Here is a 25,685-nt window from a genome sequence, read left to right on the forward strand (position 1 = left end):
GGGGTCATTGGGGCCACACACTCACACCCGCAAGAGAATCGCTCGCCGCGAAGCAGTCACCCGCGCGCTGCGCGTCCCCTGCCCTTCGGCGGGCGCCACGAGGTGAGGGCTTCGTCGGTGAGGTGCAGACGGTTCGCGTACTCCCTGAGAAAGTCCTCGTACACCTTGGCTGGTGAGCCACCGTACGCCACATCGAACTCGTTGTGCCACTGACGAACCCACGGCAAGACCTCGCGCAACCCCGCGAGAACCGGGGCCAGTTGGTCAGCCTCCCAACCATCCTCCTGCTCACGCTCGACCACGAGCGTTGCCAGCGCCTGCGCCTGCTCGCGGTGATCCCAGCCGACCCAGCCCAGAAGCAGAGCGGGGTCGTTGTCACGGGAAGCGAACGGGTAAGAGATGAACCGCTCCTTGGGCACGTCGAGCTTGCCCCGGTTACGCCAGTACGACGTCTTGAGGAAGTCAGCGGACGTGTATTTCGGGGGCGTCGGAATCGCCTCGCGGATGGCCTTCTTCTCGGCCTCGGTAGCGGCAGCGTCCTCCTCGCGCTGACGGTTCCACACGTCCTCCCAGCCCTCACGCTTGCTGAGCCCGGACGCCTTGTAGCGGAGTGCGGCCAGGTAGGGGACGTGCTCGTCAGCGGTCAGCTCGGCGAGGAGCTTGGTGAGTTCCTTGCCGGGTGCGTATAGCTCGGCGACGGCGAGGAAATCGGGGTCGGCCTGGAGCTCGTCGGCGAGCTCAGCGGAGGTGAGGAGGCGCGGCTGCTCAAGCCCGTCCACCTCGTGGAACCAGAGGTCCCGCGACTCGGCCCGGTCGAGCAGCCAGGACCGCAACGCCCTGGCCTGCATCGCATCCCAGCCCTCGGAAGCCCAACGCCGCTTGCACTCGGGGCGCTCGATCAGACCAATAAACCGGTTGTTCTCGATGACCTCGATGCGCTTACGGACGACCTCTTTGTAGGCGTCGGGCCAGTGGGAGGGCAGCTCGGTGGTCGGAGTCGAGCCGTGGCGAGCGAACCACTGGGTGTCGGCTTTGTCGCTTGCCATTTTGCGTGCGAGCACGATCTCGAAGGATCGCTCCCCGAGAGCGATCTTTGGAATGGAATCAGCCGGAGCACGAAGGTCTTCGAGTAGCCCGTAGAGGGAGTAAACCTGCCAGTCCAGCTCCTCTTGGAGTGCCATCATGCGAGCGTGTGTTGAGCGGTAGGCGGCGCTAGCTTCATCGAGACGTTCGCGGGTCGGCGTCTCGGATGAAGCGATGGCGGCAGGGTTGTTTTCTGTGAGCCGCTGAGCGAGAGAGTCCAACTCTGTGGCGAGTTCGAGAGGATATTCAGCAGGGAGGGGGAGTTCCTGAAGCTTGGTCCCAGTGAACTCGTAGCGTTCTTCCCATCCTTCATCTTGCACGCCCCGCCCGAGCCCACTCCCTCCTTTCCCCTGGCTCATCTGCTTGAGCCAGAAGCAAGCGGTCGAGCTATTCAGTACCCCCAATAGTCGCAAATGCTCTTCCTCGTTCGCCCCAGATGGGAGCTTTATGATCGGAGAAGAACGGTCGAAAACACGGTCTTCACGATCCAAGAAGAAATGGTTGTGCGTAGCCACGAACGAGAAGGCGATGGTCAACCCGCCGAAACGGCTGCTGAAGAACATTGAGTAGGCGGTCCAAGGCAAGCCGCGCTGGGTCTGGGTCTTTCCGAAAGCGACACGGCTGCTGAGCTGGGCGCGATAAGGCCACAGGAATTTCTCGAATGAAGGACTCGACGCTGGTTCCAGGCTGGCTGAATCGTAGGGCCAGAGGGCTGCATCAAATTCAGTGCAGACCCAGTCACGGAGACGATCTCCATCCACGAGTGGGCGACGATAGGCTTCAGGGACACCAAACCGAATCAGTGGACGCGATCCGACGCTGAAAGCTTCATTCTCCCGCGTCACGGCGGAAGTCCCTGTGGCTCCCCGCCCGCCCAGGGTGGTAACTGCTACCGATTCGATTTTTCGTTGCAGTTCGCGAGCTCCACCACCGCTGAGGCTCCACGGGGGCGAACTGAATTGTGTGCGCTCCGCATCAACCGACCCAACCCACTCACTCTCACTCCCAGGCTGATCGATCTGCTGGACGATCGCCTGCCACACCTTCCCCCGCGTCGGGTCGTCCGGAATGCCAGGCTCCCCCTTGATGCCCAGCACGGCCCGCACCGTCGGGCTGTGATGGTGGTGCGTACGCCGACGGCCGACGAGAATGACCGTGGGGGTGCCGTGCCCAGGGATGAAGGCGCCGGAGGTGTCGATCACCTCGTTGACGTCGACGGAATACCTGAAATAGCTCTCGATCAGTTTTCGGCCGAACTCCCGCTTCATGAAAGAGTTGGCGGTGATCTGCCCGACGTAACCAGCACCCCGCCCGTCTCGTTCCGCTTCCACCGCGAGCTGGAAGAAACGCTGGGCGAACGGAACGGACAGTGCATAGGAGCCCGCACACGCGGAATACAGCTCCCGATACAGCCGGTTGAGCTCCTTGTCCTTCACCGTCACATACGGGGGGTTACCGACCACCACATGGTAGCGGCCCTCCGTCAGCAGGCCCTTGTAATTGTGAACGTCTTCCGTCGTGTACGCGAACTCCGCCAGGGCATCGGTCCCACCGAACTCCTCCATCCCCGGGATCGCCACGTCGCGTGACTTGATGAGTGCGTCACCGACCGCAACCTGGATCGGGAAGCGATATCCCGCCGTCTGTTGCAGCGTCTCAAATCCCGCGACCCGCAGTGCTTCGACAATCAGCCGGAACCGGGCGATGGCCACCGCGAAGGGGTTGATGTCGACCCCGTGCACCGACTCCAGCGCGAGCCGGACCCGCTCGCGGACATCCTTCCCTGGTGCCTCCTGCTTCCACTCTTCCAGCAAGCGCCGGAACGTGCCCAGCAGGAAGTGTCCTGACCCGCACGTCGGGTCGATCATCTTCAGTTTTTCGTGGCCGAATTCGTTGAGCGCGGGCTCAAGCGTCCGGGTGAGGATGAACTCCTCCACGAATTCGGGGGTCTGGAGTAGCGCGTACGACTTTCGTGCCGATTCCGACAGGTCCTGGTACAGGTCACCGAGGAAGCGGGTGCTCCATTGAGGGTCCGTGAAGTCATGAACGAGCTGCGTTCCCGTTTCGTCGCGCCTGCGCCAGAATTCGATGAGGTCCATCGCGGCGTCCTGCGAGACGGGGATCTGGTAGAGAGGGTTGTGCCGCTGGTCGAAGAGCAGCTTTCCCGCCTGGACCTGGCTCATTTCCTCGAACGCCTTGAGGAGCCAACCCCGGTCGGTCTCCGCGCCCCGATGGTCGCGGTGGAACTGGGCTTGTGCCTCCTCCGCCAGCGTGAGCCGGTCCTTGTCCGGGCCCGCAATGAACAGGGTGTTGCCCAGCAGGCCGTTGTCCTCGCAGAACCGTACGAAGACCGTGCCCAACACCCAGGCTACGGCGACCTGAGTGATCCGTTCCCGCAGCCACGCCTCCTCGGTCGCCGCCGTGCGCTTGAGTTTGAAAGCGTGCTTGTACTCGGCACTCAGCCGCTCGCCGACCTCTGTCACCTCGCCGACCTGCTCACGCAGGTCAGTCTCCAGGGCCTTCACCCAGCGTTGCAGGTCCTTCAGCAAGGCGTCACGGTCGATCACGGAGCGCTCTCCTCATCCCTCATCGTTCTGGCGTGGTGCGGCCACCGGGGGGGAGGAAGAATGGGGGCCGCAGCCCCCATTCTTCCTCCCCCGTCACTCTGCTGTGCCCGCTGTGCGCTGCCGTGGCACCGTGATCCACGAGTCGGGCAGCGCGATCCACTGTTCCCTCGTCTCCAGCGGCACATACTCCTGGTCCACCATCGGCTCGACCGTCGGGTCGTCCATGGGGCACAGCAGCCACACGCCTCGGGTACGGCTGGTCTCCGCAAGCTGGAGCGGGAGCTGCATCCGGTCGTAGCGGGCCAGCGGTCCCGCACCGTACAGCAGCAACGGACCGGCGTCCGTCGCGACGGCGGCCGAGGCACCCGACGCAGCCGGGGCGGAGCCCGCGACGTCCGCCGCGTTGGTCCCGAGCGCCGCCAGCGCTGCTTCCAGCCGTGGCCGTACCAGCTCCCAGGCCGGATCGATGAAGAGGTGGTGCAAGCGGTGGTAGTCCACCGTCCCCGGTTCCGCGGTGTCGGCCTCCATCACGGTCTCCCAGGAGGGCTGCTCATTGCGGGCGACGAGTTCTCGCAAGGCGCCGGTGAACAGCGCGCTCACGTCGGCCGGCTGGGCACCGAAGCGCTCCACGAGCTGGTCACGTGCCTCCGCGTACCGTTCCACGCTGACAGTCAGCGCACGGAAGCCGTCCCGTTCCCGCGCTCCCGCGAGGAGCCGTTGCACACGTATGGCGGCAGCTTCTTCCGGGGAACCCGCCTGCCAGTGGGAGGGCGGCCGGTCGGCATGCCCCTGGGATGGCGACTGCACCGTACCGGTGGTGGAACCTGGGCCACGGGGAGCCACATAGCCGCCACGGCGGCCGGTGCCTTTCCAGGACAGCTCGAAGCCCGCCTCCTGGAGCAGTCGGTGCAACCGGGGGTGTGCCGGAAGCGGGGCCAGATCCGGGAAGCGTGCCCGTACCCGCTCCTGGATCTGTTCCGGACGGAGCACCTGTTGACCGTTGTCCCTGGCCCCTGTCCCGCCCTCCGGTGTGGCAACGGGTGCGACTCCCGCCTGGCAGAGACGGAGCGCGCGTACGGGAGACAAGTCACGCGGATAGATCTCCAGCCGGGGCGAGGCCGCCGCGTTCGCGGAAGCGGCGGCGGCGAGCTTCACCAGGCGTGCGTGGTCGAACTCTCGCAGTAAACCGAACGCCTCCGCGCGGACCGTGCCAAGCTGGCGGAGGACCGAGGCGGACGTTGGGAGGATCTCCTGGCCGGCCAGCCGGTCAGCGACCTCGCCGAGCCTGAGCGCGTAATTGATCAGCGCGGGGGCCGCGGGTGTGTCCGGGCCGTCGTCATCGCTTATCTCCAGCGCGACGAGCAGCCGGTCGCCTCGCCGCCGGAGCAGGAACCGATGACCCTCAGCCTCGTTGTCGGCCTCCACAGCCGCACGCACCACCGCGGCGGCAAGCGCCCGGCGCAGGTCATCCGCTGCTTCGCCGCAGCCGCGCCGGGCCAGCAGCGCGTCGGCGAGCTCTGCCATGCTCGCCACTCGTCCCGCATCGGCCAGCAGCTCGACGAGCTCTGCGCGCACGCTGCGGAGGACCGCCATCTGGGCCCAGTGCTTGCGGTGCTTGCCGAGGATCTGGCCCACGCGTTGGGCGGTGATCCCTACCTGGTCGGCGACGTGCTGCTGCGTGGGCCACATCGGCAGGTCCGGCAGTTGCCCTTCGGCGTCCGGGAGCCGCAGCGTCAGGCGTACGGCTTCAACCTCGTTCTCGTTGCCGCGGTTCTTCTGCAGCGCCGGGACCAGGAGGGCCGCGATGGAGTCCAGGCCGATACGGGTTAGAGCGGCATCCGTCACGGAGCCCGGGTCCGCGGGGCCCTTCTCGCCGGTGGCCGGGGCGCCACCGGGGCGGGCCTCGCCCGTGGCCCCGCTCCCAGCGGCATGCGCTCGCGCCTCCTCTTCTGCCGCCTCCTTCTCCGCCTCTGCCTGCGCTGCCGCCTCCGCCTCGGCGACTTCGCGTGCCGCGGCCTTGCGCTGTGCGCGACGGTCGACGGCGCCCGGTCCCAGCCGGGCACGCCACTCCTTGATCCGCGCCTGGAGTTCCTTGCGGGTGTGGGCACCCAGTCCCGGCAGAGCAGTGATCCGCCCACCCAACGGCAAGAGGTCCTCGACGACCGCAGCGTCGAGCCGGTGAGCGGCGGAGACGGCTCGCTCTGTTAGACCGGCCCCCGCCAACGACGTCTTGAGCGTGGCCTTGGCCGCAGCGGCGTCCCGCGCCTTCGCGGCCTTCTCGGGGTCCTCGTCGGCCTCCAGGCCGGTGAGACGGGAGCCGGCTGGATGGTTGGAGTCAGCCGTATCGAAGACGCGGCGCCACGCTTTGTGCATGTCCTGAAGCGACTCGAAACGGTCCTCGGCGTCGCGGGCCAACGCCTTGGTGAAGAAGTCGACCAGACCGGCTTGCAGGGCGGGGTCGAAAGCCTCGCTGGCCAGAGTGACGGGCTCGTCCACGTAGCGCGGCTCGGTGGCGCCGTCGCCCCACACGGGCAGTTCGCGGGAGGCCATCTCGTGCAGCGTTACAGCCAGGGCGTAGCGCTCCGCGTGGGTGTCGTACACCGGTCGGTCAGGCGTGCCGATGAACGGGTCGAGGTAGCGGGGAGTGCCTGCCTGGGTCTCCCGCACGGAGATGCCCGAGAGGGAGAAATCGAAGAGGACAAGCTGTTTCGTGCGGTTGGGCCGGGACTTGATGGCGATGTTGTCGGGCTTGATGTCGCGGTGGAAGACACCCTCGCCTTCGAGGAAGTCGACAGCGCCGAACAGGTACTCGCTGAAGGTCTCCAGCTCGCCGGTCTCCAGCCGGCCGCTCTCGCGCAGCTTGCGGGCGACGGTGTACTCACCGACGTGCTCCAGCACGAGGGCGGTGCAGCCGCCGATCCGCACGGTGTCCGGGCGCTTCAGCCGGATGACCCGTGAGTCGCTGGGGAAGGCCCCCAGCACGGTGGCCTCGTGCACGAGCCGCTTGGCCCTGTCGTCCGACAGGGCGACCTTGAGGACTTCCTTGGCCTTGGTGCGCTCGTTGTCGGCGTAGAAGACGCGGCTGGTGGACCCGGTGCCAAGCCTCTTCCTGATCCGCCACTCCCCGCCAACCAGGTCACCGGGGCGCGCCTCCAGGAGGTTGATCTCCTCCTGCTCCTCGTCCGGGGAAACCTCCGGTGCTGTGAGGTCCTCCTCGACCATTTCGAGCTGTTCCAGGAATTCCGCGACGCTGGAGAACCGCTGGCTCGGGACGGCAGCGGTGGCCAGTCGCACCAGGTCGTCCATCAAGGGCGTCACGGACTCGGCGACTGCCCCCGGGCGCAGGCCGTCCTCGTGGCCGACGCGTGCGAGTAGTTCGGTGCGGTCCGTGGCCGGAGGCTGCCCCGTCAGGAGCAGGTAGGTGAGCGCCCCCAGCCCGAAGATGTCCATGGCCACCGTGTCGGGACCGGGTGCGAAGGTCGTCTCCGGTGCGAGGTACAGCTCCGCCGCGGTGTCGGCCCAGCGGCCAAGCTTGCTCGCCGGGGTAGCGACCGGGCGCCCCTTCGGCCCCGGGCTCAGCGAGTCGGTGGTCCGGATCGCCGTCTGCCAGTCGCTCACCTGGAGTTGCGGGCGCAGCCACTGGGCAATGGTGGGACCTTGGGCACCCCCGGATTCCGGAGATTCCTTGATGTCTGTTTTGCGGCGCTCGTCCGGGGCGACGAGGATGCTGCGCGCGGAGAGCACACGGTGATGCAGCCGGCGGCGATGGGCATACGCGAGGGCCTCGGCCAACTGCCTGATCATGTCCAGTCGGGTGTCGATACCGAGCTGGCTGCCGTACTCGGCCATGTAGTGATCAAGGCGCTTCGCATGACGTGGGTGCCGGAAGACCAGTGCGGGGCCGTTCTCGTGGCGTTCCAATGTGTCGGCCTGAACAATGCCCTGATGGCTGATGCCGTGCAGGACTTGCATTTCGCGCCGGGCCGCCCGCTCGATCGCGGCCCGCTCGGTCTGCGCCGCATTGCGCTCGACCAGGTAGATACGGACACGGCGGTGCTCGGAGGGCAACTCGCGGTGGTCCGCAAGATAGTCCTCCCAGTCCGGACCGGTATCGAGAGGCTTCGACTCCAGGTCCCAGGACCCGAGCTGGAAGTACTTCCTGCTTCTGGCGATGCCAATGCCAGACAAGAGGTTCGGCAGCGCCCGGGATGTCGTGGCGTCGACTGCGCGGCGCACGTCCGTAGGCATCTTGAGCAGCAGGTCGGAGAGCAGCGAGGGCAACGGGCCGGGCTGGCCGCCCGGCTGCGGCTCCGGGCCGAAGAGCCAGTTCCGCTGGTGTGGGGGCAGGTCGATGCGCAGCCCCGGCTCGGAGAAGAAGATCGCATGCTGGATGAAGGGAATCCTGATGCGGGTGTTCTGCCGCTGATTTTCCTTGGCCAAAAGGGACTTCAGCTTCTGGGCCTTGTTGTTGGCCAGATGCAGGGGGTTGGACTCGACCCGCCGGTTGTGCAGCCAGTCGCTGCCACTGGCGGCTACCCGGCCGTGCCAGCTCTTGATCTCGATGAGGTACAGCCCACCGGGTGCGGCTACGAGCAGGTCGACCTCGGGGGTGTGCCCGCTGTCCGCTGTGAACGTGAAGTTCGACCATGCGCGGTACGGTTCGCTGTCCGGCAGCCGGTCACGGATGTACTGCAGGGCTTTGCGTTCATGCTCGTACTGGGACGGAGTGATCGTCGTCCAGCGACCTCCCTCACGCATTCCTGCTGTACCCCTTCTTCCTCGAAGTCCCCGGGATGCCCGCGGAAGCGGCTACGACACCTGTCATCCTGCCAGCTCAGGCTCGGCGGGAACGAATGAATACGGGAGTCGTGGACTGGGAGCGCCATGTCAAGTCTGTCCCGTGGTCGGCCCGTTTCTGGCTGCCGAAGCGGACAGCATTGTGGAAGCGGGGGAACAAGGCAAGCAGGTCCCTCCGTCGCCCGGCACCGCTCGGTCGGTATCGACCAAAGGACAGCCGCCAAACTGTGCTGTGAACCTGACCAGCGCAAGGCATCTGTCACGAAGGGCTCAAGAGGGTGGTGCGCTCGAGCCGCGCATGAGCGCATGCGGCCCTCCCGATCGGCGCTTGCTCGTCGTGGTCACAAGAATCCTTGGCAGTCCTTCAAGACTACGGTGCGACGATAGGCGCCATGCCTCAAATGGTGTCCCCCCTCGGAATATCACCTCCCGAGCAGCGCAGACCGCCCCGCCTGTGGGCGGTCGTACTGGCCGCGTGCGCCGGCCAGTTCCTCGTCGTGCTCGACGTGTCCGTCGTCAACGTCGCCCTGCCCTCGATGCGCGCCACCCTCTCCCTCTCCGAGACCGGTCTGCAATGGGTGGTCAACGCCTACACCCTCACCTTCTCCGGTCTGATGCTGCTCGGCGGCAGGGCCGCCGACCTGTTCGGGCGCAAGAGGGTCTTCCTGGCGGGACTGGCGCTGTTCACCGCCGCGAGCCTGGCGGGCGGCCTCGCGCAGGAGCCCTGGCAGCTGCTGGCGGCCCGCGGCATCCAGGGCATGGGCGCCGCGATCCTGGCACCGGCCACCCTCACGCTGCTGACGACCTCCGTGCCGGAGGGCCCGGCCCGTACCAAGGCCATCGCCACCTGGTCGGCGGTCGGCGCGGGCGGCGGCGCCGCGGGCGGGCTGGTGGGCGGGGTGCTCACCGACGCACTGTCCTGGCGCTGGGTGCTGCTGATCAACGTCCCTGTGGGCGCGCTGGTTCTGGTGGCGGCGGCCGTATGGCTGACGGAGAGCCGCGAGGAGTCGGTACGCCGCCTGGACGTGCCCGGCGCGCTGCTGGTGACGCTGGGCCTGGGCGCTGTGGCGTACGGCATCGTCCGGACGGACAGCGCGGGCTGGACAGCGCCCAGCGCGCTGGGGCCGCTGGGTGGCGGGCTGGTGATGCTCGCGCTGTTCGTCGCCGTGGAGGCCCGTTCGGCGGAGCCGCTGGTGCCACTGCGGCTGTTCCGCAGCCGCGCCGTCTCCTCGGCGAACGTCGCCATCTTCATCAACGGGCTGGCGATGTTCGCCATGTGGTACTTCCTGTCCCTCTACACCCAGAACGTGCTCCACTACACCCCGCTCCAGGCGGGCTTCGCCCTGATCCCGCACTCGCTGACCATCGTCCTCGGCTCCAAGATCGCGCCGTTCCTGATGGCGCGGATCGGCGACCGCCTGCTTGCCGTCGCGGGCGCCGCCATGGCGGGTCTCGGCTATGTCTGGCAGGGCTCCATGGGGGCCGACGGCGCCTATGTGACGACGCTTCTGGGGCCCGGTGTGCTGATGGCGCTCGGCGCCGGGCTGGCCGCGACGCCGCTGGCCACCATCGCCACCGCGACCGACGACCCGGGCGAGGCGGGCCTGCTGTCCGGGCTGTTCGGCACCGGCCGCACGATGGGCGGCGCGCTCGGCCTGGCCGTACTCTCCACGGTCGCCGCGGCCCGCACCGACGGCGCCGAGGACCCCGCCTCACTGGCCGCCGGATACGGCACGGCCTTCTACGCGGGCGCCGTACTCCTCGGCGCCTGCGTGCTGTTCATGCTTGTTGCGCTACCGCGCACCGTGAAGGACTAGCAGTCCCGTTTGGACACACTTCCCCTCTTGGCGCCGTGCAGCGTCCGCGGCGAGGGTGGGAATGATGGCTCCAGGCCCCCGCCGCGTCGGCATTCCGCGCGCGTGTCCGGCTAACCCTCTCCGGCCGAGCGGTTCGCGCCTATGCCACCGTGGTCGGCGGCATAGGCGATACGCGCCCGCGCGTCTTCCCTCTCGTTGTAGTCCGGGTACAGAACATGGCCCTCGGGCGTGCGGGTCTGGGCGAAGGACTTGTGCTCGTCGTACCAGAGATCCGAGTACACCTTGAGCTGCTTGTCGCGCAGCTCGCTGGCGCTCTGGTTGTTGAGGGTCGCCTCGTTGGCGATGCGGTCCTCCTCATCGAACTGCCACGCCTTGCTGCTCATCCACGCGACACGGTCGACGACGTTGGCCACATGGGGCGGCAGGAACGAGGCCGCGGGGGCGGCGACGCTGATGAAGCCCACTGTGCTCTTCCAGCTCGCCTCCCTGTTCTCCGCTGCCTTCTCGTCGTCGACGGCCTGGAAGCGGGCCTCTTCCAGGAAACCGATGGTGTGCCCCGTGCGGCGCAGGGCGCCCGTGGGGTCACTTTCGGGCGCGCTCATGATGTCGTGCACTATCGCCCGGTTCATGGAGTCATTGAGCAGGGCGTATCCCTCCCGATCCCGGGACACCTGCTTGCTGACCTCCAGCAGCTTCCTCTCATCGAGCTGCCCGCCCCCCAGCGGATCGCTCATCGACTTGTGTACGTCGTCGCCGTGGTTGCCCATCAGCTTCGCCATGTCATCACGCAGTTCGGGCATCATGTCGTCCCCCTTCGCCGCGAGACGGTCCAGGGCGCCCTTGAACACCTGGTCGTGCTCGGGCCGGTGCTCGACGAACTTGGCATCCGTATCGTCGGGGTTCATGCCGCTGCCGGCTGCGAAGATAGCGTCTCCCAGGGCCTCGGCCGCGCGGTTCTTGCTGCCTTCGAAGGAGTCCTCAGGTTCGTAGGCCCGGTCGGTGAGGTAGTAGTCGGCCGCTTCCTTGTCCTTGAGCAGTTCGGTCGCGAAGTCCGGGTTGTGGCTGGCCGCCTTGAGGAATCCGGTCATCGGGTCTGAGCTGCGTTCCCCCTGGTGGGCGGGATCGAGGTCGGTGTTCTGATTCATGGGGAGGCGCCACTCACTGCCCTTCCCATGCGCTTTGTCGAAGGTGCGGAGCTCCTTCTCGTAGTCATGCAGGAAGTTCGTGTCAAACTTGCCCTTGCCCATCAGGCTGCCCATGACCTGGAAGCCGAACGGGCCGTTGGGGAGGTCCTGGCCCGGGCGTCCGATCGGCTTTCCGCCCAGGTTGATGAGGTCCTGCTTCCACTTCATCATCTCCGGGCTCTTCTCCCGGGACGCGGTCGCGAGCGTCATGCCCAGGTTGTCCCGCAGCCGGGCCAGCTCCTTGCCCTTCGCGCTGTCGGCTTTGACCTCGAGGCCGTCGCCGGGCATCATCCGCCAGAACTGCAGGGTGTCCTTCGCCCCCATCTGCGTGGCGAAACGCTCGGCATAGGCCGGGTTGGTGCGCTGGAGCAGGGCCAGGTCGTTGAGCTCGGCGAGCTTGGTGGGGCTGATGTCGCCGTCCTTGGCGCCTTTGGACAGCTCCTTGGCCAGGTCGACAGCCTTGTCGGCGTCGGCTTTGCCGACCGCCTTCTTGGCATCCTCGTAGCTGTCGTAGTCGGCGCCGGAGAAATCGTGCGGAGACTTGACCAGCAGGCGCAGCGCCTCGGCGAGGTTGTGCTCCGTGCGCGCCGCCGCCAGCAGGATCTTCTCGATCTCCTGCTTGAGCGCGTCGACCTTGCGGTCCGCTGCCTTCTGTTCGGCCTCGTCCTCATAGCACTGGGTGGCCGTGATGGAGCCGTCGCTCTTCACGATGACACCCTTGGCGTCCTCGACCAGTTTGTGCAGGTCTGCCTGATGTTTGTGCATCCGCGTACGGGAGAGCTTGATCATGCGGTAAATGCTCTTCGCGGAGCGCGCCGCGTCGTGGAATTCGGCGGCCACTTCGGTGACGAACTCTTTACCGCGGGTGGCGCCGGCGCCCGACCAGTTGGCGCTTTTGGCCCGCGCCTCCAGTGTGGGGACGTCGGCGCCGTCTCCCTCGCCCGTCGAGATGTCGCCGAACTCCTTGCTGATGCTCTTCCACTTCTTGATGGCGGCGTCCAGCGTGGCGAACTTCAACTCGCTCAGGTCGCGGTAAGACATCATTGTCTTGGCCATGGATACCCCGTTCATGCCGCTCTTCTGCGTCATCGGTGTGTGCGTGATCGGAGGTCCTGGACGCATCGTCGCGTGTTCAGCGGCATCGTTCATGCCGAGGACGTTGTCCGCGCCTTGTAAGCGTGGCTCTTGCACGAGAATGTCCAGGTGGCTGGAGATCGGTCCGAAGCCCTCCTTGAGGGTGCCGACCCGGTCGTCGTTCACCTTCAGGAGGGCGCCGGACAGTCCGCCGAGACTGCCCTCACCGAGAAGACGGACCGCGATCGTGCGCTTCCGCCACGAGCGCCGTCCGCCTTCCTAAATCCGGTCGTGCAGGCAGAACGCAAATGTCGGCGATCGTCCCCAACTCGCCGTCGGGTACAACGAGATCGGCCTTCAAGGCCCCGCTGCTGAACATGGTGGTTCCTGTGGTTGCGTTCAGTTGCATCTGCGTCGGCTGCTCTGCTGCGGCCCCATGCTCTTCCCGCTGCTCCTGCGGGAAGAGCACTGCCCCTGACATGCCCGAAACGGGCAAATCGCGCACGCACGCCGCGACAGGCCTGACGGCCTGCCAGGGCAATGCTGTTGGGGGAGTACCGCTACATCAGTTTTCTCTGTTCCGAGCCCGTTGGGATCTGTTGGGCCCAACGGCCTCAATTCATCCGACGTCCCGTGGAAACGGGCCGAACGGGGTGACCACTGTGCCGGACGTGAGAAGCGGTGTCGAGCGGATCGAGGCTCCGGATCGTCTCTGATTCGAAACGGTCCCGTTGGCGCCGCGCAACAGGGGCGGATATTCCGGACGGGGCTATCCACGGGCCGCCCTGCGTCTTCGGTGAACCCGAAAACTTACTGGCGGGTTTCTATTTCCCTGGTGTCCGATCCAGGGCTACTGGGCCGTATGCAACTGCGTTTGGCCCCGCAGTGCACAGTTGCCGGTGAAGGTCGGTACGGCGCGCACTCCACCGGTCACCGTAAGGAGCGCTCCGCTCCCCAGTCCGACCGGAGACGGGCCCAGGCGATTTCGTTTGAATTAGTCGGTCATTGGTATGAGTGTGCCGTTAACTGAGGTGCAATGGGCGCGAATCAAGCCGTTATTCCCGGACCGGACACCGGGGCCGGGGGGCCTCCGACGGACCTCGCGTACCCGGCAAGCGCGGGGGACATGCCCCAAGGGCTCCGGGGCGCGTGGGCGCCCCCGGCCACGACGCACCCCCAGTTCGCGGTGCTCAGGGGGAGCGCCCAGGGTTGCTGACGCTACGTCAGCTCTTCCCTTGTCCGGGGCTCTGCGTTATACAGGTAGCCGATCGGTTAGAACGTGTTTCACTACCGCTCCGGCTCGCGGGCGGCGTCTGGCCGGTCCCCAGCGGCCCTGGCCCGGCCGACGGTGCGGACGGCCGGGCCAGGGTCTTCGCACACCCCGGCCCGGAAAACGCCCGGAAAGAGCCCGAGACAAGCCCGAGAGAAGCCCGAGAAACAAGGGAGCCCAGCCCCCGATGCCCATCGACGCAGCGAAGGCCCTCGCGGCCGAGCCCCGCAGTACCGAGATCTCCTGGGGCCACAAGGACGTCCAGCTCTACCACCTCGGACTGGGCGCGGGCGTGCCCGCCACCGACCCGGCCGAGCTGCGCTACACGCTGGAGAGCAAGCTGCACGTCCTGCCATCGTTCGCCACCGTCGCGGGCGCCGGCATGGGAGTGGTCGGCGGGCTCTCCGCACCCGGCATCGAGGTCGACCTGGCCGCGGTGCTGCACGGCACCCAGTCCGTCGAGCTGCACCGCCCGATCCCCGTCGGCGGACACGCCACCGCCACAGCCCGCGTCGCCGACATCTACGACAAGGGCAAGGCCGCGATCCTCGTGCTGCGTACGGAAGTCGCCGACGAGGACGGCCCGCTGTGGACCAGCGAAGCGCAGATCTTCGTCCGCGGCGAAGGCGGCTTCGGCGGCAAGCGCGGGCCCTCCGGACGACTGGAGACGCCCGACCGGGAGCCCGACTTCGCCACCGAGCGGGCCATCCGCGAGGAGCAGGCGCTGCTGTACCGCCTCTCCGGCGACTGGAACCCACTCCACGCCGACCCGGAGTTCGCCCGGCTCGCCGGGTTCGACCGGCCCATCCTGCACGGGCTGTGCTCGTACGGGATGGCGCTGAAGGCCGTCGTCGACGGCGTACTCGACGGCGACGTCGCCCGGGTCTCCTCGTACGCGGTGCGGTTCGCCGGCGTTGTCCACCCCGGCGAGACCTTGCGGATCCGGGCCTGGTGCCTTGAGGAGGGCCGCCTCCAGCTGACCGCCACGGCGGTGGAGAGGGAGGACGCGGTGGTGCTGGGGGACGGCGTGGTGACGCACACGTAAGCCGCACCCTTACACGGCAACAGCCGCACCCGAACACGGCAACAGCCGCACCCGCAGACGGCAACGCACTCACCGACCAGCGCTTCCGAAGGGAGCCGACGTGCGCGCAGCGGTACTGCAAGAGACCGGCCAGGACAAGCTGGAAGTCCTCGACGACATCGAACCGGCCGGATTCGGACCCGGCAAGGTGCGGGTCCGCATCAAGGCGACGGGGCTGTGCCATTCGGACCTCTCCGCGATGAGTGGCGTACTGCCGCAACCCGCCCCGTTCGTGCCGGGCCATGAAGGCGCGGGCGAGGTGCTGGAGGTGGGGGAGGGGGTCACCCACCTCGGGCAAGGGGACCGCGTCGTGGTGTGCTGGCTGCCCGCGTGCAACAGCTGTCCCGCGTGCCGCCGCGGCCAGAGCCATCTGTGCCTGACCGGGTTCATGAACGCGGGTACGCCCAACTTCCGCCGTACCACCGGCGGCAGTGAGGTGTTCGGCTTCGCCGGCACCGGGACCTTCGCGGAGGAGGTCGTCCTCGACGCACCCTGCGCAGTGCCCATACCTGACGACGTACCGTTCGAGATCGCCGCGCTCATCGGCTGCGGCGTCACCACGGGCCTGGGAGCGGCCTTCAACACCGCGCGGGTGGAAGCGGGTTCGTCGATTGCCGTCATCGGCTGCGGCGGCGTCGGCATCAGCGTGATCCAGGGCGCGCGGGCCTGCGGCGCCGCGCAGATCGTGGCGGTCGACCCGGTCGCCGGACGCCGCGAGGCCGCGCTGCGGTTCGGCGCGACCGAGGCGGTCGCGCCCGGCGAACTCGCCGACGCCAAGCGCCGGATCACCGCCGACGAGGGCTTCGACCACGTCTTCGAGGTCGTCGGCAGATCGGCGACCGCGCGCACCGCCTACGAGACCACCCGGCGCGGCGGCACACTGTGCGTGGTGGGTGCGGGCGCCATGGACGACCAGCTCCAGTTCAACATGTTCGAGCTGTTCTTCGACGAGAAGCGCATCCTCCCCTCCCTGTACGGCGGCGGCGACGTGCTGCGTTCGTACGACCGTGCGGTGGCGCTGTGGCGCGCCGGACGGATCGATCTGGAGGGCCTGATCACCCACCGGGTGCGACTCGGCGAGATCAACGAGGCCATCGACCAGATGCGCACCGGGGAGGCGCTCCGCACCAGCATCTCCCTCTAGCGCAGTGCGCCATCGAGGACGATGGCGAGAGAGGACCCGTATGTCTGTGCAGGGCTGTTTGCAGGGCAGGACCGCCGTCGTCACCGGTGCGGGACGCGGGCTGGGGCGCGCGGAGGCGCTGGAGCTGGCGCGGCTGGGCGCGCGTGTCGTCGTCAACGATGTCGGAGTCGACGGGAGGGCGGGGGACGGCGGGGCATCGGCGGCGCCCGCAGAGCAGGTTGCCGCCGAGATCCGCGCCGCCGGAGGAGAGGCGGTCGCCCACCACGGCGACGTGGCCGACTTCGGGCAGGCCCGCGGACTGATCCGACTGGCGCTGGACACCTTCGGCTCGCTGGAGGTGCTGGTCAACAACGCGGGCATCCTGCGGGACCGGATGGTCTTCTCGATGACGGAGGAGGAGTGGGACACGGTCGTCCGCGTCCATCTCAAGGGCCACTTCAACACCACCCACTTCGCCGCTGCGCACTGGCGCGAGGCGTCCAAGGCGGCGGGCGGTCCCGTCTACGGGCGGATCGTCAACACCTCGTCCGAAGCGTTCCTGGCGGGCTCCCCCGGGCAGCCCAACTATGCGGCGGCCAAGGGCGGCATCGTCGGGCTGACCACCTCCACGGCGGACGCGCTGGCCAAGTACGGGGTGACGGTGAACGCCATCTGCCCGCGCGCGCGTACCCGGATGACCGAGGACGTCTTCAAGGGCTTCGAGGTACCGGCGGACGGTCTCGACCCGCTGGCGCCCGCACATGTCTCCCCGCTGGTGGGCTATCTGGCCTCCCCGGCGGCAGCCCGGGTCAACGGGCAGCTGCTGGTGGTGCACGGCGGCATGGTGGCGCTGCTGGAACGGCCCAAGGTGGCAGCGAAGTTCGACACCGCCAAGGACGTGTTCACCGTCGAGGAACTGGACGAACAGCTGACCCCGTTCTTCGCCGAGCGCTCCGCGCAGGAGACCTTCGCAGCGGTCGAGGTGCTCGGCCTCAAGAAAGGCTGACACAGAAGGGCCGGCAGAAACGGGCGGATGCCTGAAGGGCTGACATACGGCGAAGCCCCGGCCGCCGCTGGTCAGGCGGTGGCCGGGGCCTCTGACGAGCAACTCGCCGTCCTGCGGCTACCGCTCCTCGGCTGCTGTGCGCTCTCGTGCTGTGCGTTCTGGGCTACTGTGCGGGCTCCGGGCGGCGATGGCGGCCCTGCGCCGGTACGGTCTGCTCCTCATATGCGGCGGCTTCCCCCCTGTGCTTCCCCCGGTGAGTCCCCTCGCCGGCCGTCTGCGTGTTGCTGGGCGTCTCGGTCTGGGTGTCCGACATCGTGATGTCACTCCGTCAATCTCTTGCTCTGCCGTCGTACCCGGCGGAGTTTATCGATTCGGACTGACACCCTTCAGACCGTTTTACCGGCCGGTCACGCCGTTCCGCTGGCCAGCGGGGCCTGCTGCAACGGAACCGGTTTCGGGACCGTTTCCCCCATGGTCCCCAACGACCCTTCACTGCCTGCGGAAACCCTTCTGTGCACCATGGAACCCAACAGTCCGGAGGGCGGCACTCCGTGATCGTGATGTTGTAGAGCCGTGACGTCACTGCTGGCCGGAGCCGGTGCCTCCGGCGGTTCGGCCACTCTCGGCGGCGTCCCCGGCGCCGGACCCGGGCGCTGACTCGGCGACGCACTCGGGGGTGAACTCGGCGACGGACTCGGCGGTGAACCCGGGTGCGCCGCAACAGCCGTCTCCCTCCCCGCAGGCGCACGCCCAGCCGCAGACATGGCCACCGCCCCCGACCCCGCCCCCAACGCCTCCTCCTCCGGCAGCGGATTCCGCATCCGCGCCAGCCCGCACGGGTTGTGCGCCGTCGAATAGGGGACGCACAGCTCACCCTCGGCCGTCCACATCCCGTGCCCCGTCAGCCATCCCGGCGGGCTCGCGACGTGCCGCAACTCCCGCAGCCCCGGCCGCCATACGGCGAGCCAGGTGCCTCCGCCAGGCCCCGGAGGGCCGGGAGGCATCCGGATCGCGGCGTCCACGCGCAGCGCCACCCCGCACCGCTCGGGCAGCAGCGTCTGCCCCGGCTGTACGGCGATCGGCGTCAGCCGGGTGTCCTTGGGGTGCAGCGCCTCGGGGAACCTGACCGGGCGGTGGCTGCCCAGTACGCCCCAGCCCAGCCGCTCCTCGCCCGGCGCGTTCGAGCGGACGAGCAGCAGGCCGCTGTCCCGGTCGGCCAGCAGCAGCCGGTCGTCGCTGTCCTCGGCGATCTCCAGCAGCGGTGAGACCTCGCCGCCCGCTCCGAGGTCCACCGCGACCGTCTTGGTGGGCCCCTCGCCGTCCGGGCCCGCGGTGTCGAGGGCGAGCAGCCGTCCCTCCCGGTCCAGCCAGGCGCCGCCCGAGCATCGGCCGCTCAGCTGCGCGACCCGCACGGGCGGGCGGGAGGAGCTGTCGGTCACCAGCCAGACGCCGGTGGTGCGGCCGTCCTGCTCGCGGGCCAGGGCGAAGGCGCGCATGCCGCAGGGCGCCGGGGGCAGCAGCCGCAACTCGTCCGTCTCCACGGAGCCCAGCCGCCGCTCGCCCGTCTCCGGGCCCGAGGGGTAGAGCAGCGCCAGGGAGTAACGTCCCTGCGCCCGGCGGGCGATCAGCACCCGCCCGTCGGCGAGCGGCAGCACACCGCTGTCGGCGTCCTCGGGCTGCTCCACGGGCAGTGGTACCGCGTACGGCTCCGGGCCGCCGAGCGTCCAGCGCTCCGGGTACCAGAGCTCCGTGCCGGCCTGCGTGGTGAGCCTGGCGGCGTACGAGCCGTCCGCCGCGACCGTGAAGCTCTCGTTCATGACCCTGGCGACACTCGCAGTCATGCCTCGATCACCTCCGGTGATGAAGCTAGGTGTCGTACTCGCAGCCGAACCACGAGAGTTGAACCGCTTCACGCGTACGGGTGACCGAATACGGCGTTCGCCTGCGCGGGCGCCGAGAAGTGTGCTGGCGGCCTCGGGGGCCCGGCGCCGCAGGGCCCCCGACGGGCGCCGACCGGGCCGGGGGCGGCACGGTCGTGGACAGGTAGCCTTGGCCCCGTGCCAGCACAGCCCACACTCTCCGAAGTCATCGCAGCGCTCGACGCCCTGTGGCCGCGCGACCGCGCCGAGCAGTGGGACGCCGTCGGCACGGTCTGCGGTGACCCGACCGACCCGCAGGCGCGCGTCAGCCGGGTCCTGTTCGCCGTCGACCCTGTGCAGCAGGTCGCCGACGAGGCCGTCAGCAAGGGCGCCGAGCTGCTGGTCACCCACCATCCGCTCTATCTGCGCGGCACCACCACCGTCGCCGCCGACACCTTCAAGGGCCGCGTCGTCCACACCCTGATCAAGAACGGGGTCGCCCTGCACGTCGCCCACACCAACGCCGACAACGCCGACCCCGGTGTCTCCGACGCGCTCGCCGGAGCCCTCGGGCTGCGGGTGCTGCGCCCCCTGGTGCCCGATGCCACCGACCCGAGCGGATGCCGCGGCCTGGGCCGGATCTGCGAGCTGGAGCGTCCGCTGCCGCTCGGCGACTTCGTCGAACAGGCCGCCGCCTCGCTGCCCGTCACGGCACAGGGCATCCGCGCGGCGGGCGACCCGGCCATGACGGTACGCACGGTCGCCGTGTGCGGAGGCTCGGGCGACAGCCTCTTCGACGTCGTACGGGACGCGGGCGTCGACGCCTACCTCACCGCCGACCTGCGCCACCACCCCGCCTCCGAGGCCCGCGAGCACTCCGCGCTCGCCCTCCTGGACGCCGCACACTTCGCCACCGAATGGCCCTGGTGCGAGCAGGCAGCGGCCCAGCTCGACGCCGTCGCCGAACGGGAGGGCTGGGACCTGCGCACCGAGGTCTCGCGTACCGTCACCGACCCGTGGACCGCGCACGCCCCCTCGCTGCCGCAAGCTTCCCCGCTGGCGCAGCAGGACACGGCCCAGCAGACCGCACTGACCGACAACGACCTCACCCCGGGAGCCCCCAACTGAACGCCGCGCCCGCCGATCAGATCCGCCTGCTCGACGTCCAGGCACTCGACACGCGCCTGACGCAGCTCGCGCACAAGCGCAACACCCTGCCCGAGCACGAGGAGATCCAGCGGCTGGAGGCCGACCTCGCACAGCTCCGCGACCTGCTCGTGGCCGCGCAGACCGAGGAAAGCGACACAGCGCGCGAGCAGACCAAGGCGGAGCAGGACGTCGACCAGGTCCGCCAGCGCGCGGCCCGCGACCAGCAGCGTCTGGACTCCGGCGCCGTCACCAACCCCAAGGACCTGGCGAACCTGCAGAGCGAGATCGCCTCCCTCGCCAAGCGCCAGAGCGACCTGGAGGATGTCGTACTGGAGGTCATGGAGCGCCGCGAGTCCGCCGCCGAGCGCGCCGCCGAACTGGGCGAGCGCGTCGAGTCCGTGAGCACCAAGGTCCAGGACGCCACCGCGCGCCGGGACGCCGCGCTGGCCGAGATCGAGGCCGAGCTGGGCAGCGTCAGCAAGGAGCGGGAGACCGTCGCCGGTGCCGTCCCCGACGAGCTGCTCAAGCTCTACGACAAGATCCGCGCGCGCGAGGGCGGCGTCGGCGCCGCCAAGCTCTACCAGCGGCGCTGCGAGGGCTGCCGCCTGGAGCTGAACATCACCGAGGTCAACGAGGTGCGGGAGGCGCCCGCCGACACCGTGGTGCGCTGCGAGAACTGCCGCCGCATCCTGGTGCGCACGCCGGAGTCCGGACTGTGAGTGACAGTGACATCGGCCGCTGCCGCGGTGGGGCGAACGGAGGAGTGCGGTGAGTGGCGCTCAGGCGCGCCGCACCTTCGTCGTCGAGGCGGACGGTGGCTCGCGGGGCAACCCGGGTCCGGCCGGATACGGCGCCGTCGTCAAGGACGCCGCCTCCGGTGAAACCCTCCGCGAGACCGCCGAGTTCATCGGCAAGGCCACCAACAACGTCGCCGAGTACCGCGGTCTGCTCGCCGGGCTGCGCGCCGCGTACGAGCTCGACGCGCACGCCGCGGTGCTGGTGCGGATGGACTCCAAGCTCGTCGTCGAGCAGATGTCGGGCCGCTGGAAGATCAAGCACCCCGACATGCGCCCGCTCGCCATGGAGGCCGCCGCCGTCTTCCCGCCGGACGCCGTCAGCTACGAGTGGATTCCGCGCGAGAAGAACAAGCACGCGGACCGCCTCGCCAACGAGGCGATGGACGCCGGCAAGCGCGGCGAACGCTGGGACGCGGGCGCCTCCCGCGCGGAGCTGGACGCGGCACCGGGCACCGGGACCGTCGCTCCGGAGCCCTCCGCCGCGACCGAGCCCGGCCCCACAGCACCCGCCGCCGTCGCGGGCTGGGGGCCCGACCTCGGCACCCCCACCACCTTCGTACTGCTGCGGCACGGCGAGACGCCGCTCACGCCCGAGAAGCGGTTCTCCGGCAGCGGCGGCTCCGACCCCGAACTCTCCGCGGTGGGGCGGCGGCAGGCCGCCGCCGTCGCCGAGGCGCTCGCGGCGCGCGGCACCGTCGAGGCCGTGGTCTCCTCGCCGCTGCGCCGCTGCCAGGAGACCGCCGCCACCGTCGCGGACCGCCTCGGGCTGAGCGTCCGTACCGACGAGGGGCTGCGCGAGACCGACTTCGGCGCCTGGGAGGGCCTCACCTTCGCGGAGGTCCGCGAGCGCTACCCGGAGGACCTGGAAACCTGGCTGGCCTCTCCCGCGGCCCGGCCCACGGGTGGCGGCGAGTCCTTCGAGGAGGTCGCCCGGCGGGTGGCGCCGGCCCGCGACAAGCTCCTGGCCCGCTACGCGGCCCGCACGGTGCTGCTCGTCACCCATGTGACCCCGGTCAAGACCCTGGTCCGCCTCGCCCTGGGCGCCCCGCCCGACTCCCTCTACCGCATGGAGCTGTCCGCCGCCTCGCTGTCCGCCATTGCCTACTACGCCGACGGCAACGCCTCCCTGCGCCTGCTGAACGACACGGGGCACCTGCGGTAGCGCCGCGCCCCCTTCGAGGGCAGGGGGGCGGAAAAGTTCGAGGGCAGGGGGCGGAAAAGAGAGGGGCCGCCTCCGTCAGAGGCGAGCCTCCTTGGCGGGGCCCGTGAGTTGGTCCGCGTAGCCCGCTTCCGTCCATACGAACTTCTTGAACTGCTCCGGCGTCAGCACCCCTTGCCAGGGCACCCCGCCGGGGCAGAAGACCGACTCGCAGCCGTAGCAGTAGAAGGCGGGGTCCCACACCCGCGCGGCGCGCCCCGAACCGGCGGACTCCGCCGTGCGTTCGCGGCGGTCGCTGCGGACGACGGCGATGGTGCCGACGAAACACAGCACCGCCAGCGCGATCCCGCCCGCGAGGTAGAGCGGCTTGTCCTGCTCCTTGCCGGTGTAGGCGAGGGCGACGCCGATACCCGTGAGGACCATGCCTTCCAGGAGGTGCATCCAGCCGTCGCCCGACTTCTCCGGGCCGGGCGCCAGCCGGGTCAGCAGATCTTTGCGCATGGCGCCCTTACCGGCGCGCGCCTCGGAGACCGGGCGGGCGTTCGCACCGCCACACGCGGGGCATATCGCCCCAGGTCCCCCGTGAGCCTCGTGAGTTGCCATGGCGGCAACCTACCCGGCGGGGCGCACCCCCGACGCCTCGGCCGCCAGTGCCCGTACCCGCTCCCAGTCCTTGGCCGCCAGCGCATCGGCGGGCAGCATCCAGGTGCCGCCGACACACGCGACGTTGGGCAGCGCCAGATAGGTGGCGGCGTTGGCTGCCGTCACACCGCCGGTGGGGCAGAACCGGGCCTGGGGGAGGGGCGAGGCCAGCGACTTCAGATAGCCGGTGCCGCCCGCCGCCTCCGCCGGGAAGAACTTCATCTCCTCGATCCCGCGCTCCAGCAGCGCCACGACCTCCGAGGCCGTCGAGACGCCGGGCAGGAACGGCACCCCGGAACCACGCATGGCCTCCAGCAGGGTGTCCGTCCAGCCAGGGCTGACGAGGAAACGCGCCCCCGCCGCCACGGCCGTCCCTACGTGCTCCGGGCCGAGCACCGTGCCCGCGCCGACGACCGCCTCGGGCACGGCGTCCGCAATGGCGCGGATCGCCTCCGGCGCGGCTTCGGTGCGCAGCGTCACCTCGATCGCGGGCAGCCCGCCCGCGACCAGCGCCCGGGCGAGCGGTACGGCGTCCGCCGCGTCCTCCAGCACCACGACCGGGACGACGGGGGCGAGGTCGAGTACGGAGGGGAGCTCGCGGGGCGCGGGAGTCATGCCCGTATCGTGCCCGGGCGCCACACTGCACGCAACAGGCGTTGCACCCTGCGCAATAGCGCTAAAGCTCCGTCACCACCACGTCCAGCGCCGTGGCCTCCGGCTCGTCGTCACCTTCCACGACATAGCCCAGCTCACGCAGCGTCCCGGCCAGCTGAGCCGGGGTCTTCGGCGCCGCACCCGCCTCCAGCAGCGCCCGCACGAGGCGGCCCTTGGTCGCCTTGTTGAAGTGGCTGACGACCGACCGCTTCTCCACCCCGTCCACCAGCCGCGACTGCAACACCCGCACGGTGGCGGTGCGCCGGGCCTGCTCGCCCTTGGGCTTCCACATGTTCGCGTACGCCGACGAGCGCAGGTCCAGCACCAGGCCGCCGCCCGCCGCCTCGGGCAGCACCGACTCCAGCGGGCCGCGCCAGAAGCGGCCCAGCGCCCCGGTGCCCGGCAGTTTCACGCCGCCGGAGAGCCGGTAGGAGGGGATCCGGTCCTTGATCCCGACCGCGCCCCACAGCGCGGAGAACACCAGCAGCGAGCGGGCGGCGCGCCGCTTGGCGGCCGGATCGAGGGTTGCCAGGCCCAGAGCGTCGTAGAGCACCCCGGTGTAGATCTCGCCAGCGGGCCGCGTCGGAGCGGTCCGCAGCCGCGCGTTCTTGGCGACCTCGCCGCGCAGCCCCTCGCTGAGCCCCAGCACCTCGCGCGCCTTCTCCTCGTCCGCGCCGCAGAGCGCCACCAGCTCGTCCAGCACCGTCTCCCGCGCCTGTGTCAGCTCCGGCAGCGAGAGCGCTTCCAGGTCCACCGGACGGCCCTTGCCGCCCTCGGCCTTCCCCTCGGACGGCGGCAACAGCACGAGCACGGAACTTCTCCTCTGGGGGTGCCTCCCGGCAGGGGCCGGGGGAATGCGGCGATGGCGCCCCCAGCGTACGGGCCTGCCGTCCCGCTACCGCTGTGGGGCGCTCACACGGCGTGCGGAAAGGTGAAGACCCGGTCCGGGTCGTACACCGTCTTGACCTTGGCCAGCCGCTCGGCGTTGCTGCCGTAGTAGGCGTGCCGCCAGTCGCGCAGCGCGGGGTCGGGGTAGTTCTGGTAGGCGAAGCCGCTGGCCCAGCGGCGCATCGCCGTATGGGTGGTGTCCAGCCAGCCGCGGTGCCCGGCGACGGTCTCGGGGTCGGCGGCGTCCGGCCAGGAGATGATGTACTGCGCCAGGAAGCGCGCGTCCCGGTGCACGAACGCCGTCGCATCCGGCCGGGGCCGGTTCGCGGCGCCGCCCAGCGCGTCGAGCGCGACACTTCCGGCGCCGCCGTCCCGCAGCCCCGACAGCCGCTCGACCCGGTCGAGCAGCGCCCGTATCCCGGCGGGGGGCAGGGAACGGGTGTAGAAGTCGGACCGCGCTGCGTACGACTCGCGGGCGGTCTTCCCCCGCTTCGTACGGCCCGGCAGCGTGCCCCGCTGGTGCGCCTGGGCGAGCGTCCAGCCGGAGACCCCGCCCATCACCTTCATCGCGTCCAGGTACGAGTGCCGCCGCAGCGACATGTCCAGGGGTCCCCCCGGCCGGAGGCTGGGGGACGCCGCTCCGATCCGGCCCGCCAGCCGGTCGAGCTGGTTCTCCAGTTCCCGGCGCGCCCCCAGCGACAGCCCGCCGACCCGCACACTGCCCGGACGGCCACCGGCCGGCGCCGACAGATGGAGGTTCGCCCAGATCTCCTCGGGCGCCACCGGCGCCCACCGCTGCCACTCGCGCAGCACGGCCGCAGCGCGTGACCAGGGCCAGGAGAGGAAGAAGGTCTGGCAGGTGGGCGCCACATGGGTCTGGAAGTCCAGGGAGGTGACGACGCCGAAATTGCCACCGCCCCCGCCGCGCAGCGCCCAGAAGAGTTCCCCGTCGCTCTCCTCGGTCACCTTGCGCAGCTTGCCGTCGGCGGTGACGATCGTGGCGCCGGTCAGGCTGTCGCAGGTCAGCCCGTAGGCCCGGGCGACGACGCCGATCCCGCCGCCCAGCGTGAGACCCGATACCCCGACCGTGGGGCAGGAGCCCGCCGGTATGGTCCGCTTGTGCGCCGCCAACCCGGCGTAGACGTCGATGAGTTTGGCCCCCGCGCCCACCGTGGCGCTGCGCCCGGACGCCTTGACCGCCGCCATCTTCTGCACGTCGATGATGAGCCGGCCCTTGCCGCTGGACCAGCCCGCGTACGAGTGCCCCCCGCTGCGCACGGCCACCGGTATCTCGTGGCGGCGCGCGAAGGACAGGCACTCGGCGATGTCACCGGGCCCCGCGCAGTACGCCACCGCGGCGGGACGCACCGCGTCGAACCGCGGGTTGAACAGCTTGCGGGCCGCCGTGAAGTCCCGGTCCCCGGGCCGCAGCAGCGTTCCGTCCAGCCCCTTGCCCAGCGTCGCCCACGCCGCGTTCGTGCCGTCCCCCGCGAAAGCCCTGCTCCCCGTCATCCACGTCCCCCCGGCTGCCG

15 protein-coding genes are annotated in these 25,685 nt (G+C 69.6%); 7 read left to right on the forward strand and 8 right to left on the reverse strand.

Features of this window, described 5'->3' with window-relative positions; genetic code table 11:
* Positions 1-56: 56 nt before the first annotated feature.
* On the reverse strand, positions 57-3,650 hold the full coding sequence (gene pglX / locus ACTWQF_RS13135; protein ID WP_443279524.1) for a BREX-2 system adenine-specific DNA-methyltransferase PglX: 3,594 nt from the start codon (positions 3,648-3,650) through the stop codon (positions 57-59).
* Between the two features lie 93 nt (positions 3,651-3,743).
* Positions 3,744-8,408, reverse strand: a complete 4,665-nt coding sequence (pglW, locus tag ACTWQF_RS13140) for a BREX system serine/threonine kinase PglW (RefSeq protein WP_443279525.1) — start codon at positions 8,406-8,408, stop codon at positions 3,744-3,746.
* 431 nt (positions 8,409-8,839) lie between these two features.
* On the opposite strand from pglW, the gene ACTWQF_RS13145 reads away from it, so the two are divergent.
* Positions 8,840-10,264: an MFS transporter gene (locus ACTWQF_RS13145; RefSeq protein WP_443279526.1), complete on the forward strand. Its 1,425-nt coding sequence runs from the start codon at positions 8,840-8,842 to the stop codon at positions 10,262-10,264.
* Positions 10,265-10,374: 110 nt separating this feature from the next.
* On the opposite strand, the gene ACTWQF_RS13150 is transcribed toward ACTWQF_RS13145, so the two are convergent.
* Positions 10,375-12,708 carry a hypothetical protein gene (locus ACTWQF_RS13150; protein WP_443279527.1) on the reverse strand — a complete coding sequence of 778 codons (2,334 nt, stop codon included), beginning with the start codon at positions 12,706-12,708 and terminating at the stop codon, positions 10,375-10,377.
* A gap of 1,271 nt (positions 12,709-13,979) precedes the next feature.
* Between ACTWQF_RS13150 and ACTWQF_RS13155 the strand changes: the two genes are divergently transcribed.
* From ACTWQF_RS13155 to ACTWQF_RS13165, 3 genes are all read left to right on the forward strand, one after another.
* Positions 13,980-14,837, forward strand: a complete 858-nt coding sequence (locus tag ACTWQF_RS13155; RefSeq protein ID WP_443279528.1) for a MaoC/PaaZ C-terminal domain-containing protein — start codon at positions 13,980-13,982, stop codon at positions 14,835-14,837.
* Between the two features lie 100 nt (positions 14,838-14,937).
* Positions 14,938-16,020 (forward strand): Zn-dependent alcohol dehydrogenase, encoded by a 1,083-nt coding sequence (locus ACTWQF_RS13160; protein ID WP_443279529.1) that lies wholly within the window; start codon positions 14,938-14,940, stop codon positions 16,018-16,020.
* A gap of 40 nt (positions 16,021-16,060) precedes the next feature.
* On the forward strand, positions 16,061-17,005 hold the full coding sequence (locus ACTWQF_RS13165; protein ID WP_443279530.1) for a 3-oxoacyl-ACP reductase: 945 nt from the start codon (positions 16,061-16,063) through the stop codon (positions 17,003-17,005).
* 407 nt (positions 17,006-17,412) lie between these two features.
* Here ACTWQF_RS13165 and ACTWQF_RS13170 read toward each other — a convergent pair whose 3' ends face one another.
* Positions 17,413-18,846 (reverse strand): hypothetical protein, encoded by a 1,434-nt coding sequence (locus tag ACTWQF_RS13170; protein WP_443279531.1) that lies wholly within the window; start codon positions 18,844-18,846, stop codon positions 17,413-17,415.
* A 216-nt stretch (positions 18,847-19,062) separates the two neighbouring features.
* Here ACTWQF_RS13170 and ACTWQF_RS13175 point away from each other — a divergent pair, with 216 nt between their 5' ends.
* Genes ACTWQF_RS13175 through ACTWQF_RS13185 form a run of 3 tightly spaced genes read left to right on the forward strand, consistent with a single transcriptional unit; the run spans position 19,063 to position 21,972 of the window.
* Entirely contained in the window at positions 19,063-19,992 is a 930-nt protein-coding gene (locus tag ACTWQF_RS13175; RefSeq protein WP_443279532.1) for a Nif3-like dinuclear metal center hexameric protein, read from the forward strand.
* Positions 19,989-20,732 carry a zinc ribbon domain-containing protein gene (locus ACTWQF_RS13180; protein WP_443279831.1) on the forward strand — a complete coding sequence of 248 codons (744 nt, stop codon included), beginning with the start codon at positions 19,989-19,991 and terminating at the stop codon, positions 20,730-20,732. Before ACTWQF_RS13175 ends, ACTWQF_RS13180 begins: the two co-directional genes overlap by 4 nt.
* 49 nt (positions 20,733-20,781) lie before the next feature.
* Entirely contained in the window at positions 20,782-21,972 is a 1,191-nt protein-coding gene (locus ACTWQF_RS13185) for a bifunctional RNase H/acid phosphatase (RefSeq protein WP_443279533.1), read from the forward strand.
* Positions 21,973-22,047: 75 nt separating this feature from the next.
* Here ACTWQF_RS13185 and ACTWQF_RS13190 read toward each other — a convergent pair whose 3' ends face one another.
* The 4 genes from ACTWQF_RS13190 to ACTWQF_RS13205 form a co-directional block, all read right to left on the reverse strand.
* Positions 22,048-22,572 (reverse strand): hypothetical protein, encoded by a 525-nt coding sequence (locus ACTWQF_RS13190; protein WP_443279534.1) that lies wholly within the window; start codon positions 22,570-22,572, stop codon positions 22,048-22,050.
* Between the two features lie 9 nt (positions 22,573-22,581).
* Complete coding sequence (gene eda, locus ACTWQF_RS13195; RefSeq protein ID WP_443279535.1) at positions 22,582-23,226, reverse strand: bifunctional 4-hydroxy-2-oxoglutarate aldolase/2-dehydro-3-deoxy-phosphogluconate aldolase; 645 nt, start codon at positions 23,224-23,226, stop codon at positions 22,582-22,584.
* A gap of 61 nt (positions 23,227-23,287) precedes the next feature.
* Positions 23,288-24,076 (reverse strand): peroxide stress protein YaaA, encoded by a 789-nt coding sequence (yaaA, locus tag ACTWQF_RS13200; RefSeq protein WP_443279536.1) that lies wholly within the window; start codon positions 24,074-24,076, stop codon positions 23,288-23,290.
* A 101-nt stretch (positions 24,077-24,177) separates the two neighbouring features.
* Positions 24,178-25,665 carry an FAD-binding oxidoreductase gene (locus ACTWQF_RS13205; RefSeq protein WP_443279537.1) on the reverse strand — a complete coding sequence of 496 codons (1,488 nt, stop codon included), beginning with the start codon at positions 25,663-25,665 and terminating at the stop codon, positions 24,178-24,180.
* Positions 25,666-25,685: the final 20 nt, after the last annotated feature.

Origin of the sequence: Streptomyces sp. 8N114 (genome assembly GCF_052245835.1) — a bacterium.
GTDB lineage: Bacteria > Actinomycetota > Actinomycetes > Streptomycetales > Streptomycetaceae > Streptomyces.

Coding starts and splice junctions, on each gene's coding strand:
- eda (WP_443279535.1), bottom strand. CDS start 23,226: ATGACTCCCGCGCCCCGCGAGCTCCCCTCCGTACTCGACCTCGCCCCC.
- ACTWQF_RS13155 (WP_443279528.1), top strand. CDS start 13,980: ATGCCCATCGACGCAGCGAAGGCCCTCGCGGCCGAGCCCCGCAGTACC.
- ACTWQF_RS13170 (WP_443279531.1), bottom strand. CDS start 18,846: ATGACTGCGAGTGTCGCCAGGGTCATGAACGAGAGCTTCACGGTCGCG.
- ACTWQF_RS13205 (WP_443279537.1), bottom strand. CDS start 25,665: ATGACGGGGAGCAGGGCTTTCGCGGGGGACGGCACGAACGCGGCGTGG.
- ACTWQF_RS13165 (WP_443279530.1), top strand. CDS start 16,061: ATGTCTGTGCAGGGCTGTTTGCAGGGCAGGACCGCCGTCGTCACCGGT.
- ACTWQF_RS13145 (WP_443279526.1), top strand. CDS start 8,840: ATGCCTCAAATGGTGTCCCCCCTCGGAATATCACCTCCCGAGCAGCGC.
- pglW (WP_443279525.1), bottom strand. CDS start 8,408: ATGCGTGAGGGAGGTCGCTGGACGACGATCACTCCGTCCCAGTACGAG.
- ACTWQF_RS13190 (WP_443279534.1), bottom strand. CDS start 22,572: ATGGCAACTCACGAGGCTCACGGGGGACCTGGGGCGATATGCCCCGCG.